This window comes from Xanthomonas sp. 3075 (genome assembly GCF_014197275.1).
Taxonomy (GTDB): Bacteria; Pseudomonadota; Gammaproteobacteria; order Xanthomonadales; family Xanthomonadaceae; genus Xanthomonas; species Xanthomonas campestris_B.
This window is the reverse complement of sequence record NZ_JACIFI010000026.1, coordinates 19,257-35,105: the sequence shown is the minus strand read 5'-3', so window position 1 is coordinate 35,105 and position 15,849 is coordinate 19,257. Positions and strand designations below refer to the sequence as shown.

14 protein-coding genes are annotated in these 15,849 nt (G+C 66.3%); 8 read left to right on the top strand and 6 right to left on the bottom strand.

Annotated elements, in window-relative coordinates:
- Positions 1-22 precede the first annotated feature (22 nt).
- Positions 23-2,347 carry a YadA-like family protein gene (locus GGR62_RS18690; protein WP_184409333.1) on the bottom strand — a complete coding sequence of 775 codons (2,325 nt, stop codon included), beginning with the start codon at positions 2,345-2,347 and terminating at the stop codon, positions 23-25.
- Between the two features lie 109 nt (positions 2,348-2,456).
- Here GGR62_RS18690 and GGR62_RS18685 point away from each other — a divergent pair, with 109 nt between their 5' ends.
- Positions 2,457-3,857 carry an ATP-binding protein gene (locus GGR62_RS18685; protein ID WP_260306297.1) on the top strand — a complete coding sequence of 467 codons (1,401 nt, stop codon included), beginning with the start codon at positions 2,457-2,459 and terminating at the stop codon, positions 3,855-3,857.
- Here the strand turns inward: GGR62_RS18685 and GGR62_RS18680 are convergent.
- Positions 3,820-4,602 (bottom strand): response regulator transcription factor, encoded by a 783-nt coding sequence (locus GGR62_RS18680; RefSeq protein ID WP_326520273.1) that lies wholly within the window; start codon positions 4,600-4,602, stop codon positions 3,820-3,822. The genes GGR62_RS18685 and GGR62_RS18680 overlap by 38 nt on opposite strands.
- 216 nt (positions 4,603-4,818) lie before the next feature.
- Here GGR62_RS18680 and GGR62_RS18675 point away from each other — a divergent pair, with 216 nt between their 5' ends.
- The 6 genes from GGR62_RS18675 (at position 4,819) to GGR62_RS18650 (ending at position 10,017) form a co-directional block, all read left to right on the top strand.
- A complete protein-coding gene (locus GGR62_RS18675) occupies positions 4,819-5,682 on the top strand; it encodes an NAD-dependent protein deacetylase (RefSeq protein ID WP_184409331.1) in 864 nt (287 codons plus the stop codon).
- Positions 5,683-5,730: 48 nt separating this feature from the next.
- Positions 5,731-6,861: an NADH:flavin oxidoreductase/NADH oxidase gene (locus tag GGR62_RS18670; protein WP_184409330.1), complete on the top strand. Its 1,131-nt coding sequence runs from the start codon at positions 5,731-5,733 to the stop codon at positions 6,859-6,861.
- A 37-nt stretch (positions 6,862-6,898) separates the two neighbouring features.
- A complete protein-coding gene (locus GGR62_RS18665) occupies positions 6,899-7,774 on the top strand; it encodes an NAD(P)-dependent oxidoreductase (protein WP_184409329.1) in 876 nt (291 codons plus the stop codon).
- Between the two features lie 206 nt (positions 7,775-7,980).
- The gene (locus tag GGR62_RS18660; RefSeq protein ID WP_184409328.1) at positions 7,981-8,373 is read left to right on the top strand and encodes an XVIPCD domain-containing protein; all 393 of its coding nucleotides are present in this window, start codon (positions 7,981-7,983) and stop codon (positions 8,371-8,373) included.
- 218 nt (positions 8,374-8,591) lie between these two features.
- A complete protein-coding gene (gene purU / locus GGR62_RS18655) occupies positions 8,592-9,443 on the top strand; it encodes a formyltetrahydrofolate deformylase (protein WP_184409358.1) in 852 nt (283 codons plus the stop codon).
- 166 nt (positions 9,444-9,609) lie between these two features.
- Positions 9,610-10,017, top strand: coding sequence for a hypothetical protein (locus tag GGR62_RS18650; protein WP_184409327.1), 408 nt, complete (start codon positions 9,610-9,612; stop codon positions 10,015-10,017).
- A 271-nt stretch (positions 10,018-10,288) separates the two neighbouring features.
- On the opposite strand, the gene GGR62_RS18645 is transcribed toward GGR62_RS18650, so the two are convergent.
- The 4 genes from GGR62_RS18645 to GGR62_RS18630 form a co-directional block, all read right to left on the bottom strand.
- Positions 10,289-12,241 carry a choice-of-anchor X domain-containing protein gene (locus tag GGR62_RS18645; protein WP_184409326.1) on the bottom strand — a complete coding sequence of 651 codons (1,953 nt, stop codon included), beginning with the start codon at positions 12,239-12,241 and terminating at the stop codon, positions 10,289-10,291.
- Between the two features lie 274 nt (positions 12,242-12,515).
- Positions 12,516-13,391, bottom strand: a complete 876-nt coding sequence (locus GGR62_RS18640; protein WP_184409357.1) for a methylenetetrahydrofolate reductase — start codon at positions 13,389-13,391, stop codon at positions 12,516-12,518.
- A gap of 116 nt (positions 13,392-13,507) precedes the next feature.
- Positions 13,508-14,173 (bottom strand): epoxyqueuosine reductase QueH, encoded by a 666-nt coding sequence (locus tag GGR62_RS18635; protein WP_184409325.1) that lies wholly within the window; start codon positions 14,171-14,173, stop codon positions 13,508-13,510.
- A complete protein-coding gene (locus GGR62_RS18630; RefSeq protein WP_184409324.1) occupies positions 14,173-15,087 on the bottom strand; it encodes a LysR family transcriptional regulator in 915 nt (304 codons plus the stop codon). The genes GGR62_RS18635 and GGR62_RS18630 overlap by 1 nt, the downstream gene beginning before the upstream one ends.
- Positions 15,088-15,190: 103 nt before the next feature.
- Here GGR62_RS18630 and msuE point away from each other — a divergent pair, with 103 nt between their 5' ends.
- A complete protein-coding gene (gene msuE, locus GGR62_RS18625; protein WP_184409356.1) occupies positions 15,191-15,778 on the top strand; it encodes an FMN reductase in 588 nt (195 codons plus the stop codon).
- Positions 15,779-15,849 lie beyond the last annotated feature (71 nt).

Genomic DNA, 15,849 nt, shown 5'->3' with positions numbered 1-15,849 from the left:
CAGGCGAGGGCGGGCAGACGGCTCACCAGCTGAAGCCGGCGCCGGCCGACACACTTTTTTCGTTGCCGGCGAATGCGCCGCCGATGGACACGCTGGCGCGGTTGCCGAGTACACGCTGATAGCCGACCGCCAGCGCGCTTTCGCCGCCCTGCGAGCCGACGCCGACGCCGACCCGGTTGGCGCCGGACAGGCCGGCGGTGTTGGTCGCCATGCCGGCATACGCACCGCTGATCGCGCCCATGCGGTCGATACGCTGGTCCAGGTGATGGAAGCGGCGGTCGGTGTCGTCGCGCAATGCGCTCAGGTTGGTGTCCCAGCTGTCGATGCGGTTGTCGGTATAGGCGTTGGCAGTGGCCACCGACGCGGCGTCTGCGGCCTGCATCTGCTGCACGTTCACCGCATCGGTCGCGGCCGTGCCGGCGGCGACGTTGACCACCTGGCGCTCCGCGCCGGCACTGCCCACCGACACCGTATTGGCGCGGTTGGCCACGGCAGCGCGGCCCAGCGCCACCGCGTTGTCGGCGGTCACCGTCGCGCCCTGGCCGATGGCGGTTCCCGAGGCGGCGCTGACGCTGGCGCTTTCGCCCAGCGCCACCGCATTGGTGGCGGTGGCGGTGATGCTGGTGTTGGCGCCCACGGCGGTGCTGCCGTCGGCATTGACGCGGGCATTGGCGCCCAGTGCGGTGTCGTTGGGGCCGTAGGCCAGCGCGCGGGTTCCCACGGCCATGCCGTTTTCGCCATTGGCGGTGGCATTGGAGCCGATCGCCACCGCGTTGGTGCCGACGCCGATCTGCGCATCGCCGCCGCCGCCCACCGCGATCGTCCCGCCGCTTGCGCCGGTGTGGTCCACCCCGTCCAGTGCCTGGTCCAGGGCGGTCATCGCCGCGCCGACGCTGGCGTAGCTGGTGCCCTGGATCACATAGGTGCCGCCGACCAGCACACCGTTGTCGAGCACCGAGCCGGCGCCGAGCGCGGTGGCGATGCTCTGCAACTGCGAGACGTTGACCGCATCGGTGGCCGCAGTGCCGGCCGCCACATGGGTCAGCTGGCGCTCGGCGCCTTGGCTGCCGAACGCCACACTGTTGGCGCGCTCGGCGGAGGAACCGGCGCCCAGCGCGACGCTGTTGGACGCCAGCGCCGACGCGTTGAACCCCACTGCCAACGTGGTGTCGCCCAACGCGGTGGCGCCACTGCCCAGCGCCGCCGCACCGCTGCCGTTGGCGCTGGCGATCGATCCCAGCGCCAGCGCGTAATCGCCCTCGGCGAATGCGCTGTCGCCGAGGGACACGCTGCTCAGGCTGGCGGCGATGGCGTGCGCACCGATGGCGATGCTCATTTCGGCATCGGCATGGCTATCGAAGCCCAGTGCGGTGCCGTAGTCCGACAGCGACCATGCACCCGAACCGACGGTGGTGCTGCCGAGGCCATTGGCTTGTGCGGGAATGCTGGCGTTGCTGGCGCCGATGGCCACGCTTTGTTGCCCGGCGGCCGAGGCGGCATCGCCGATGGCGATACCGCCATCGCCGGCGGCGGCGGCACCGTAGCCGATGGCGACGCTGAAGAAGCCCGATGCCGAACTGAAAGCGCCCTGGCTGATCGCGCCGATGTTGCTGGCGCTGGCCGCATAGCCGGAGGCCAGTGACTGCTCGGCATCGGCAACGGCGAAACTGCCCAACGCGGTGGCGTACTGCCCACGGGCAGTGGTCGAGTTGCCGACAGCCACCGCACTGCCGCCGCTGGCCTCGGACGCCCAGCCCAGGGCGGCGGACGTGGCGCCGCTGGCCTGCGCGTAGGTGCCCACCGCCAGGGCACCGAAGCCGGTGCTGGTGGCGCCCTGTGCATCGGAAAAGCCGCTGCCGAAAAAGCTGCCGCCGATGGCGATGGACGAGATGCCGCTGGCCAGCGCGCCGTCGCCCATGGCGATGGCGGCATCCGCCGATGCAGTGCTGTGGTGGCCAACCGCCACCGAGAATCCACCGCTCGCATCGGCGCGCGCGCCCATCGCCACCGCGCGCTGTCCGGCGGCGGCGGCACTGTCGCTGCCGTCGTTGAGCCCTTCGGCCTGGAAGTAGTGTTCGGCCGCCTGCCCCGACAGCGGCATCGCGTTGTCGGTGGACGCCTGGGCGTCGGTCGACTCGGTGGAGTCGGTTGGCTCGGTTGCGGTGGTGTCGTCGGCGGGTGCTGCAGACGGTAACGCAGATGCAGACGTCGGGGTCGTCTGTGCAAACGCGGCCCCGCTGGCCAGGGCCAGCAACAGGCCGGTGGTCAACAGGCTGTAAGACAACTGCGGAAAGATGCGAACGGCAAGGCGCGAGCGTGGCGCCGGCAGCAGACGTGACGAAGACATAGGGGATACCTGGGCAGATGCGTCGGGGGATTTATCCCCGATTAAGTCAGCCGGGTTTTCGTCGATCAATGCGCGAAGACTTCTGCGTGTCTCACGCTAGACTCACCGCATGCGACTGCCGGGGCACCTTGTTCGACTGTGGCCACTGGGCTGGCTACAGCGCCGCTGGCGCAGTGCGGCGGTGTGGTTGCGACGGGTGCCGCTGCGCGACCCGGTGGATCTGCGCAACGCACCGGCGCTGCAGCTGTTGCTGCTGTATCTGGGCGTGGAAATTCCGCTCAACAAGCTGTACATCCTGCTCAACGCCAGGCTGCAGATGAGCGCCGTGCAGCTGGCGGTGGACCTGGGCACCGATGCGGCAATCACCCTGGCGGCCTGGTACGGCATCTGGCGCATTCGCCAGGGCGCGCTGAAGCCGGCGATCGGCCTCTTCATCGCGGTGGTGCTGTGCTCGTCGGTGAGCGCCAATCTGGCCTTCGGGTATCAGCTGCAGGCCTTCGATCCGTTCCCGATGCTGTTGCTGACGCTGGCGGCGCTGGTGATCGGGCGGCGCGCGCTGTGGCGTGTCTATGCGTGCATCGCGCTGGTGTTTCTGCTGGGCATGGCCAGTCCGTGGGGGCGCAACCCGCAGGACGGGCAGCGTCCGTTTCAGAACCTGCCCTCGCTGGTGATGAGCTACCTGATGGTCACTCTGGTGCTGGACCGTACCGTGACCGCGCTGCGCGAAAGCCTGCATCGCGCGCGACGGACCGCGGCGCGCCTGCAGGTAGAAATCCGTGAGCGCGAACAGGCGCAGCAACGGGTACTGCATCTGCAGAAGATCGAATCGGTGGGCCATCTGGCCAGTGGCGTGTCGCACGACTTCAACAATATCCTCGGCGCGATCCTGGGCTATGCCGAGCAGCGTCATCGTCTGCACGAACTGGACTTCGATCCGCCGCGCGATGCGGTGGCGATGGCGCAGGCGCTGGAGGGTATCGCCCTGGCCGCGCAGCGCGGCACCACCATCAGCCGCAAACTGCTGAGCTTCAGCCGGCGCGACCTGGCCATGCCGACCGGCTTCGATGCGGCAGATGCGGTGCAGGCGATTGCACCGATGCTGGCCCAGTTGCTCGGCGCGCAGGTGCAATTGCGGCTGCACGCCTGCGCAGAGCCGGTGCCGGTGTTTCTGGATCGCAGTCAGTTCGAGCTGGTCATGCTCAACTTCGCCGCCAACGCACGCGACGCCATGCCCGGCGGCGGCACGTTCACCGTGCAGGTGGCGCGGCAGCACGCCACGGTCTGCATCGCCCTGGCCGATACCGGCCACGGCATGCCGGCGGAGGTGCTGGCGCAGGTCTTCGAGCCGTTCTTCACCACCAAGCCGGTCGGCAAGGGCACCGGTCTGGGCCTGGCGGTGGCGCACGAGCTGGCGCTGCACGCCGGCGGGGTGCTCAGCGTGGACAGCGTGCCCGGCGCCGGCACGCAGTTCGTCATGCGTCTGCCGTTGGTGCCTGCATCTGCGGCATGAGCAGGTAACCGGCGCCGCGCACCGACGTCAGCGGCAGCGCCACTCCGCTGCGTTCGAGCACCTTCTGTCGCAACCGGTGCAGCAGCGCGTCCAGCCGATGCGGATCGACTTCCATGCCCAGGCTCCCGCCGAGCGTGGTCAGCAGCGCGCTGCGGGTGACCAGCCGCCCGGACGACTGCCACAGGCATTGCACCACCAGGCGTTCGGAGCCGGTCAGCGGCACGGCGCTGCCATCCGGGGCGAACAGGCACCAACCGTCGTCCTGCAACTGCCAGGTAGCGTGGGCGCTACGGGTAGGCTCGACCGATGTGCTGGCCGGCCCTCGCGTCAGCCGCCGTGCCACGCTGAACAACGTGGCAGCCAGCATCTCGATCTCCACCGGCTTGACCAGGTACGCATCCGCGCCCTGGCTCAGGCCGCGCAGCCGGTCGGGTTGGTCGCCGCGTCCGCTCAGGATTACGATGCCCAGCGCCGGGCGCATCGCCTGCAACTGCTGGGTCAAGGTAAAGCCATCGCCATCGGGCAGGCCGATATCCAGCACGATCAACTCGACGCTGGTGGTCTGCAACAACGCATGCAACGCGCCGATGGTGCGCAACGGCATCACCTCGAAACCGTGGCGTTGCAGTCCTGGCAGCAGCACGCGCTCGCGCAGCACGTCGTCGTCTTCCAGCAACGCCACCCGCAACGCCGCCCGCGCGGAGCGGACCGGGAAAACATCGTCCGGGCGAGAGGGGTTGCTCACGATGTGAATAACGGATGCATGTCGGCGTTCCGATGTAACGCGTTGCGCGGGTGGTCGCGCATGGTGCGTCGCACGCGACATGGATTCGCTTCTGCGACAACCCGACAGTAGCCAGTTTTCCCGGGGCTTTCAATGCGGTCGAGGCCGCAACACGCAGTACGTTGCCGGCATGCGTGCGATGATCCGGCGCGTTCCCCAGATTGAGGTGTTGCACGCATGTCCGATTCGATGCTCAGCGATTTCGTGCAGCGCCATCGGCGCCTGTTCGTGCTCACTGGCGCCGGTTGCAGCACCGATTCGGGTATCCCCGATTACCGCGATCTGCACGGCGGCTGGAAGCGTCCGCAGCCGGTGACCTTCCAGGCGTTCATGGGCGAGGTGTCCACGCGTCAGCGCTATTGGGCGCGCAGCCTGGTCGGTTGGCCGCGTTTCGGATTGGCGCAGCCCAACGCGACGCATCATGCACTGGCGGCACTGGAAGCACGCGGCCAGCTGGAAGTGCTGCTGACGCAGAACGTGGACCGTCTGCATCAGGCCGCCGGCAGTCAGGCGGTGATCGATCTGCATGGCCGGCTCGATGTGGTGCGTTGCATGGGCTGCGAGCGGCGCATGCCACGCAGCGAATTCCAGCTGTTGCTCGAACAGGCCAACCCCGGCTGGGCCGACCTGGATGCCGCGCAGGCGCCCGACGGCGATGCGGATCTGGACGATGTGGCCTTCGACCGTTTCGTGGTGCCGCCATGTCCGGTCTGCGGCGGCGTGCTCAAGCCGGATGTGGTGTTCTTCGGCGAGAACGTGCCGCGCGAGCGCGTGGAGCGTGCATTTGCGCATCTGCAGGCGGCCGATGCGGTGTTGGTGGTGGGTTCGTCGTTGATGGTGTATTCGGGTTTCCGTTTTGTGCAGACGGCCGCGCGCAACGGGTTGCCGATTGCCGCACTCAATTTCGGGCGCACCCGCGCCGACGACTTGCTCAGCCTGAAGGTGGAGCAGTCGTGCGCGCAGGCGTTGGCGTTTCTGCATGTGCCACCCGACCGGCCGCGTGCAGGCAGCGTCAACGAGCGCAATGCGCGCTCTGCATGACGCAGTGATCCATCGCAGCGGTTGTGTCCACGCGCGCGCCGCAGTGCAATGGGCGTCCCCGTATCACGTGTGGATGCCCCCTTGAGCCAGTTGTTCTCTCCCATCCGTTTCGGTCCGCTTGCGCTCGCCAACCGGATCGTCATCGCCCCGATGTGCCAGTACTCCGCACAGGACGGGCGCGCCAGCGATTGGCACCGGATCCACCTGGGCACGCTGTCGCAATCCGGCGCAGGGTTGCTGATTCTGGAGGCGGCCGCGGTGCAGCCGCAGGGGCGCATCTCCTACGCCGACCTTGGCTTGTACGACGATGCCACCGAGCAGGCGCTGGGCGAGGTGCTGAGCTCGGTCCGGCGTTGGTCGCCGATGCCGATCGGCATTCAACTGGCGCACGCCGGGCGCAAGGCCTCCACCGATCTGCCGTGGAAAGGCGGCGAGGCGATCGCACCGGATCACGCGCATGGCTGGCAGACCGTATCTGCATCGGCGCTGGCGTTCCATGACGGTCAGCCATTACCGCACGCATTGGACGATGCCGGCATCGATGTGGTGGTGCAGGCATTTGTCGACGCGGCACAGCGCGCCGAACGCCTGGGCCTGGACCTGATCGAGCTGCATGCCGCACATGGCTATCTGATGCATCAGTTCCTGTCGCCGCTGAGCAATCGGCGTAGCGATGCGTATGGCGGTTCGCTGGAAAACCGCATGCGGCTGACCCTGCGCATCTTCGACGCGGTGCGTGCGGCGGTGTCCGAGCGCATCGCCATCGGCGTGCGTATCTCCGCCACCGATTGGGTGGAGGGCGGTTGGGATCTCGCACAAAGCATCGTGTTGTCCAAGGCGCTGGATGCACGCGGTGCGCATTACATCCATGTCTCCAGCGGCGGGCTGGATCCGCGCCAGCAGATTCCGGTGCAGGCCGGCTATCAGATTCCGTTTGCGCAGCAGATCAAGGCGCAGGTCAACACGCCGGTGATCGGCGTGGGCCTGATCACCGAGCCGGCGCAGGCCGAGGCGATCGTGCAGGACGGCCAGGCCGATGCAATCGCGCTCGCACGCGGCATCCTGTACGACCCACGCTGGCCGTGGCATGCCGCCGCCGCGCTGGGTGCATCGGTCACGCCGGCCCCGCAATACCTGCGTTGCGAGCCGCGCGAGGCGCGTGGCGTCTTCGCCAGCTGATCCACACCACTGACCTCATACCGAACAAGGACAACGCATGCCGATAGGATTTCTGGGGCTGGGCACGATGGGCCTGCCGATGGCGCACAACCTGCTGCGCGGCGGCTTCGAGGTGAGCGTCTGGAACCGTTCGCCAGAACGCGCGCAACCCTTGCGTGATGCCGGGGCAACGGTGGTGGATGCGGCGGTGGGCGCCGCACACGGCCCGCTGCTGTTCTCGATGCTGGCCGACGACACCGCGGTCCGTCAGACCGTGCTGGACGGCGGCGTCCTGGACGCACTGCCGGCAGGCAGCGTGCACGTCAACATGGCCACCATCTCGGTGGCGCTGGCGCACGAGTTGACCGCACTGCACGCCGAGCGCGGCATCGCCTACGTTGCCGCACCGGTGCTAGGCCGCGTCGACGTGGCCGAGGCCGGCAAGCTCAATATCCTGGCTGCCGGCGATGTTGCCGCGCTGGAGAGGGTACAGCCGATGTTCGATGTGCTGGGTCAAAAGACCTGGCACATCGGCAATGCCCCGGAGCAGGCCAACGCGGTGAAACTGGCGGCCAACTTCTGCCTTGCCAGCGCGATCGGCGCCATGGCCGAAGCCAGCGCGCTGGCGCGCGGGCACGGCGTGGACGCCACCCAGTTCCTGGGCATGCTCACCACCACCTTGTTCGCCGCACCCGCGTACCAGGGCTACGGCAAGCTCATCATGCAGCGCCAATACACGCCGGCCGGCTTCACCGCCACGCTGGGGCGCAAGGATGTGGACCTGGCCATCCAGGCCGGCGCCGACAAACAGGTGCCGATGCCCTTGGGCGAATTGCTGCGCGCCAACCTGGACGATGCCATCGCCCACGGCGACGGCAACGCCGACTGGGCCGTGCTGGCCGAGGTGGCGGCGCGGCGGGCAGGGCAGGCCTGATCGCCACGCGCAGGCGCGAGTGCATGGCGCGCTTCGCTTGAAAGCGCAGCGCGGTACGTCCTGCTCACCCCAGCATGCAGCAGACCCTCTAAAATGCCGGCTCGTTACAGCCGCCGCTCCAGGGAGGATGCGATGCGACACCTGCATATCACGCTTGGTTCGACCGAGCGCACACCGCGCGCGCTGACCTGCGCCGGTGGCACACGATGACCGCCGAACCGGTCGTCAACCAGGGCCCGGTGGGTCCGGACCATCCCGAGCACCCGGACCACTATCTGTTCGCGCAGATCCGCGAAGCGGTGGCCGCGCTCGATGCCGAGTTGAACAAACCCACCGACGAGGCCAGCGTCCGCATGGCCGCGCGCCTGCTGCCGCTGGCCAAGCAGCATGGCTTCGACCAGGTGGACTACGTGGTACTCAGCCGGCACCTCGGCGAGGTGGGCGAAAACGTGTTTCTGGTGCGCGGCGAACTGGCCGACCCCGCGCATCTGCGTGCGCACATCACCACCCAGGAAGCGATGGAAACCTCGGTGGAGACCTCGATGGCGCAACTGGACGAGATCAATCGCCGGCTGATGCTGCGCCTGCCGCCGCGTTGATCTTCATCGTGAGTGGCATGCGCATCGCGTTTTGCGATACATGCCACCAGCGCAACAGCGGTGATGCGCTGATCGGCCGATTCGTACGCACAGCGGGTACAGTGCCATCACGCGAACCTGCAGTGCAGCTGGCCCAACGGTTGCACCGCGTCGCAGCGTAAAAGTTACCGACGCAAGCACTGCGCCAGCGGTGTCACGCATTGGCTATCATTGCGCCGATGCGCTCCGACTACATTCTCACGCTGTCCTGCCCCGACCGCACCGGTATCGTGTACCGCGTGACCGGGCTGCTGTTCGATCTTGCCTGCAACATCCTCGATGCCCAGCAGTTCGGCGACGACGAAAGCGGCCGCTTCTTCTTGCGCGTGCATTTCGACAAGCCGCCGGCAACCGACATCGCCAGCCTGGAGCAGCAGTTTTCGGTGTTGGCCACCACGTTCCAGATGGAATGGCAGTTGCACGACGCGCGTCGCCGCGCGCGGCTGCTGGTGCTGGTGAGCAAGCAGGGTCATTGCCTCAACGATCTGTTGTTCCGCACCCATAGCCGGCAATTGCCGGTGGATATCGCCGCAGTGGTCTCCAACCACGCCGATTTCGCACCACTTGCCGCGTCCTATGGCATCGATTTCCATCATCTGCCGGTGAGCGCAGACACGCGCGCCGAACAGGAAGCACAGCTGCTCGCCTTGGTCGACGACCTGCGCATCGATCTGGTGGTGCTGGCGCGCTACATGCAGATCCTTTCGCCCGGCCTGTGCCGCGCGTTGGCCGGGCGCGCGATCAATATCCATCACAGCTTCCTGCCCAGCTTCAAGGGTGCGCAGCCGTACCACCAGGCGCACGCGCGCGGCGTCAAGATCATCGGCGCCACCGCGCATTACGTCACCGAGGACCTGGACGAAGGCCCGATCATCGAACAGGACGTCGCCCGCGTTGACCACGCCATGACCCCGCGCGACCTGGTGCGCCTGGGCAGCGACACCGAGTCGCTGGTGCTGGCGCGCGCGGTACGCCGCCACGTCGAACATCGCATCGTGCTCAACGGGCACCGCACGGTGGTGTTTCGCTAGGACGTGGTTACTGTGTGGCGCCGCGTGCGGTCACACCGCCGTTGCACCGAGCAGGCACGATGTCCGCCGGTCCCCGTGATTACACGATCAGTACCTGGGCGAACGCGATCCGAAGACTGTGCCGGCGCTACGCAGCTCGACACCGGACAGGACAAGAGGATGCAACGTGAAGAGAATCCGTCTTGCGACGACTGCCGCGCTTTGCATCTGCGTTCCTCTCTGCAACGCGGCCAAGCGTCCGCAGTCGGCTGACGTCTATTTCAGGCCGTTCGAGGCCACCTCGATCATGCGGTTGACCGAACAGTTGATGGTCACCTCTGCCGGTAGTACTTTCCACATCACGGACAACGCACGGCTAGCGCGTGTTCGCTCACTGGTCGATCTCCCTTGCCAGCCTTCCACCCACCAGTCCGACGACATGGATCTGCGAGTGCCGCTCTACTTCAATGGCAAAGACGGTCGCACTCCGTGGAAGGCATCGAGTATTGACGATTACGATGGGTTCAACGGCAAGATGTGTTCAATGCCACCGACGCTCGCGACCGCGCTGTCCAAAGAATTCACTGGGACATAGAAGTGCAGCATCTCAGGGAGGCAAGGGTGCTTCTGTGCCGCAGCGATAACGATTGACCGAACGCCGATCACCGATAGCGTGTTTCCGGCACGATTTGATTCCACCACCAGCACCGAACGCCGCCATACTCTGGCTCGGCAGGTCGGTAACCAGCGAAAGGGCTGGAGCAAGACAGGCATAACATTGCGTGCCTTGCGGCGGCTATGCATCGGCAGATAACGCAATGGCCGGCGTGATCCAGCCGGCCATTGCACTACCACTCCACCGGACCTCACCTCGCCGCGTTGGCATTCATCACCGCATTGCGGTTGGCATCCAGATACTGCGCCGGATCGCGCATGCCGGTGGTATGGCACTGCCCGGTGGTATGCCCACGATTCACCCCGCCCGGCAACTGCGCGTTGACCTGCTCCACGGTGCCGTCTTCCGGGTCATTCAAGACCAGGTCCGAGGCAGCGTTGCAGTAGTCGTTGGTGTACCAGTTGGTCTTGGCGAACGAGGTGGTGTAGTAGTTGACCTTGGCGCGCGCGTCGGCGGGAATGCCGGCCAGCCAGGCCTTGGCGCCGTCGTAGGTCATGTCGGTGTTGGTACCGCAGCCCACCCCGAACCACGAGCCCACCGCAGCCAGCACGCCCGACAGATTGGTGCCCTGGTACGGCGTCCCCACCGACTGCATCACCCGCCCGCCGCTGGCGTTATCCAACCCGCTCCAGTAGTACGCATACAGATGCAGTGCGGCCATGCCGCCCTGGCTGTGCGCCACCGTGGAGAACGACGACCACTGGTTGGCGAACTGTGCGATGCGCTGCGCGAACTGGTCATTGCTGCGGTTCTGTTTGGCATCCAGGAACGACGAGGCGTTGGTGAACTGCGCCTGCGGCCACACGCCATTGGAGCAATAGCCGTGCACCAGCACCAGTTGCGAGCCGGCCGCCTGCGGCTGCGCCATCGCGGTTGCCAGTGTCGACGGACGCGGCCCCATGCGCATGCTTTCATCAATCGCACCGGCAGACCGCGCAATGCTGGCACGTCGCAGCGCGGGCAGCTGCAGCGGCAGCGTGTCGGCCTGCAGCAGCGGGATGTAATGGTCCGGATCTTCGACACGCAGCCCACGCAGCGTGAACGGCGCACGCGCACCGGCACGCGCGATCCAGCGTTCGTCCAGGCTCAATGGCAGTTGTCCTTGTTGCGGCGTCAGCATGCCGCCGATCCACGCCACCGGTACCTCCTTGCCCTTGGCATCGGTGCCCCACACCTGCCCGAACACGCGGTAATGCGATGGCGCCTTGCCGCGCGCGGCGACCGGCAAGGCAATACTGAGCCGTGTGCCGTCGGCAGCGCGTGCGCTCAGTGCGTTGCCGAGCAAACGCAGGGAGGTATCCAGCACCGGCAACACATGCTCGCTGGTGCGGACGAACGCCTGCCCGGCCTGGTCGTGACCGCGCACGATCACCTGCGCGACCCAGGTACCTTCCGTGGTCGGTTGGAACGTACCGCCGTACACGCCATCGCCGGCCGCACCATCGTCGTGTTGCCCGTCATCGACCATCGGCAGCGTGCGGATGCCGCCGTGCGGATCGATCACACGCAGGCTCGCCGTATCGATTCGCCCCGCCTGCGTGGCGAGCAAGGTCGCGCCGCGTGCATCGCTGCCGCTGAGCAGCGCGTTGAGTGTCAACGATTGCCCCACTTGCTGGCGACGATTGCGCGCGTATGCCGCCAACTGCGTGCGCGCATCGCCTTCCATCAACACGTAGCCGCGTTGCACCACCGGCGATGCCGATTGCAGGGTCAGCGACCAGGCGCCGTTCTGCGCGGATTCCACCGCGTAACGCATGCCACTGGTGCCACTCTCAGCCGTGCCCAGCAGGGTCCGTTGTGCCTGCAGTTGCGGTGCCACAGCAGCAGTGCGCGCGCCGGCAATGCGTGGTGCGGTCACTGCCGCATCCCAGGGCTGATCGCCGGCCAGCACCATGAAACGCAGATGGCCGTTTTCCACCGGCAAGGTGCCTTGCCAACGCGCGGAGTTACCGGCTGGCGCAAGCTCTACCGGCAGCAAGGCGCTCTTGGACAGGATGGCCGATTCGGCCGGATCGGGCGCACGCATCAGCGCGAACTCCTCCGGTGGCCCAGCCAGTTGTTTGGGCTGCAGCTCGGCAGCGGCCAGCGGCATGGACACCAGCGACAGGGTGCACAGCAATGACAGTAGCGATGGCTTCGGCATGGCGACATCTCTCCTTGGACGTTGCAGAAGCGATGCCGCTGCGCATGGCAACGGCATCGGATGCAGCGCCCCCTCGCCGCGATTCGCCGATGGTTATACCTCGCGCTTGTGACAGGTCTGCTGTGCGCTGCAACACTTCACGCGCGGAAAACAAGCCGACAGAAATGCAGTGCGCAGACTGTGATCCAGCTCGTGGACAGGCGACGTCTCGCGCTTTTCGTGAAGGATAAATTCAAGCTCTGCGGTCGAGCTCGAACTCGCCGCTCGGTGGGTGTCAGTCCACCCCGGGGCGTGCGATGCGGGAGCGGTAGCGCTCCACCCACGCGACCGTCTGTGCGATACCGCCGAAGGGATAGAAGTGCAGGCGGACGTCTCCATGCGCTTCGGTGAGGCCAGTGGCGAGGCGATCCACAAAGCGATCCGGCCCCGCAGTGCCGAACAGCTTGCCGAGCGAGATACCGTAGGTGGACAGCATCGATGCGCATGCGCCGACACCGCAGCGTGCGGCATAACGTGCGAGCACCGCCACACCGGCAGGACCAGGCACGCCCACACGCACCGGGTGTTGGATGCCATGCGCGCGCAGCGCGCTCAACCATGTCAGCACGATGTCGGCATCGAACGCGAATTGGGTGACGATCAGCGGCGCCATGCCGCGCTCGGCGATGCTGCGGCACTTGCGTTCCAGCACATCCCATCGATCGGTTGCATGCACGATCGGATGTCCTTCCGGATGCCCCGCCACCGCGATGGTCTGGATGCCCGAACGCTCGAAAACGCCTGTCGCGATCAGCGACAAGCTGTCCGAAAACGGCCCTGCAGGAGACGCAGGATCACCTGCGATCACCAGGCAGCGCGCAACGCCGGCTTCATCGACGGCGCGCCTGACGAAGGCGTGGAGCGCGTCGAGCGAGGCGATGCGGCGCGCGGAAAGATGTGGCATGGGCTCGAAGCCGAGCTTGCGCACCATTCGTGCAGCGGCCAGGCGCGCGTCGTCGTCCTGATTGGGCAGGTAGGGGATGGCAATGGTTGCGCCACGCATGATCCCGGGCGCCGCAGCAGCCAGCCCGGCAATGTCCTTTGCGCTGACCTCCAGCGAATAGGCGTCGGTGATGGTGCTGGCGAGGCTGGGTGTCTCCGGATGAATCAAAGGGCGTGTCGTCCTGTGGGGGTGATTGGGTGGCGCCGCTCCGTCAGCCCTGATCGAGTGGAAACAGTGCCAGGGAGCACAATGAAATCTGGCGGCGTCGCATGACCTGCGGGCACTCAATCGCCCTGTTCTGCATCGCCGTAGAATTTCACCCCCAGTTGAATGCGACGCCGCCCGCTTTCCACGCGGTGCCGATTGGTGTCGCGCAGGGAGTAGACGCAGCCGCAGTATTCCTGCTGATAGAAGTTCTCGCGTTTGCTGATCTCGACCATGCGCGAGGACCCACCGCCCTTGCGCCAGTTGTACTCCCAGTACATCAGGCCGGGATACCTGGCCGCAGCACGCACGCCGCAGTCGTTGATCTGCTGCATGTTCTTCCAGCGCGAGATGCCCAGGGAGCTGGTGATCACCGGGAACCCGTGCTCGTGCGCATACAGCGCGGTGCGTTCGAAGCGCATGTCGAAGCACATGGTGCAACGCACGCCGCGCTCGGGTTCGTTCTCCATCCCGCGTGCCCGCTCGAACCAGTTGTCTCGATCGTAGTCTGCATCGACGAAGGGCACGCCGCACTGCTCGGCAAAGCGGATGTTTTCCTCCTTGCGCAGCTCGTACTCTTTGCGCGGATGAATGTTGGGGTTGTAGAAGAAGATGGTGTAGTCGACGCCGGACGCCAGCATCGCCTCCATCACTTCGCCGGAGCACGGCGCGCAGCAGGAATGCAGCAAGACCTTGTCGTGGCCGGCGGGCAGTGGAAGCGGTGTGCGCGTGTCGGTGGTGTCCATCAGTGGGCTCCGGGTGCAGGGGCGTTGCCATTGGCAGGCTGGCGGGCCAGTTCGATGAAGGCGCGCAGATAGTCGATGGCGATATCCGCCTCGCGTGCGCCCAGGAAGATCTGCTTGGGAATGCCGCGCGCACCCAGCCGGACCGGCACCACGTCCATCCTGGAGGCATATTCCTCCACCAGCCAGCGTGGCATGGCGGCCACGCCGCGGCCACTGGCCACCATCTGCATCATGATGTCGGTGGTTTCGATGGCCTTGTGGCGCCTGGGCGTGACACCGGCCGGCAGCAGGAACTGGCTGTAGATGTCCAGCCGCTCGAGGTCCACCGGATAGCTGATGAGCACCTCGCGTGTCAGTTGCTGCGGCTTGACGTAGGCAGCCGACGCCAGCGCATGGCCCTTGGCCACGACCAGCACCTGCTCGTAGTCGAACACCGGCTCGAACCGCAGCCCGGGCTTGAACAGCGGGTCGGGCGTGACCAGTAGATCGATCTCGTAGCCGAACAGCGCGCCGATACCGCCGAACTGGAACTTCTGCTTCACATCCACATCCACATCCGGCCAGGTGGCCAGATAGGGCGACACCAGCTTGAGCAGCCACTGGTAGCAGGGATGGCATTCCATGCCGATGCGCAGCGCGCCGCGTTCGCCCTGCGCAAACTGCCCCAGGCGCTCTTCGGCCAGGTCCAGTTGCGGCAGCACCCGGTTGGCCACCGCCAGCAGATACTGGCCGGCCTGGGTCAGGCGCAGGCTGCGCCCCTCGCGCAGCCAGACGTCGGTGCCCAGCTGCTGCTCCAGCTTTTTCATGCTGTGGCTCAGCGCCGACTGGGTCAGGTTCAACACGCCGGCGGCGGCGGTCAGCGAGCCTTGCTGCTCGACCTGCTGGACGATGGTGAGATGGATGCGCTCAAGCATTCAGATGATCCGAATTCATGGATTGTTGAAATAACACCATTTTACTTCATTGAACGCCAGTCCTAGGATCAGGGTTCGTCGTTTTAGGTCGACCTGCATGACTATCAACCTGCCACACCCACTCCGCGTCGTTGCGGTCTCCGGCGGGATGCAACGCCCTTCCAAGGCCATCGCCCTGGCAGAGCACTTGCTGGCCCTGATCGCCGAGCAAGTCCCGTGCGAGCAACATCTGGTCGAACTCGGGGCGCTGACACCGCAGTTCGCTGGTGCGGTCTGGCGCTCCCAGCTGCCGGCAACGGTGGAGCGGGAACTGATCGCCGTGGAGCAGGCCGACGTGCTGGTGGTGACAACGCCGGTCTATCGCGGTTCCTTTACCGGGCTGTTCAAGCACTTCTTCGACTTGATCCATCAGGATGCCTTGATCGACACGCCCGTCCTGTTGGCGGCAACCGGCGGTAGTGAACGCCATGCACTGGTGATCGATCACCAGTTGCGGCCGCTTTTCAGTTTCTTCCAGGCACGCACGTTGCCGCTGGGCGTCTACGCCACCGACCGCGACTTCCTGGACTACCGCGTGCACAACGAGGCACTGGCCGAGCGGGCCAGGCTGGCGGTCCAGCGCGCATTGCCGCTGATCGCATTGACGCAGCAGGCAAGCGCCATCGCCGCAGAAAACGTGGCCGCGGCCTGAGGATCATCCAGTCCACGGTTGCCTGGCAGGCCACCACGCCCCTCGCCGGTCACAGGATCGATCGGCGATTG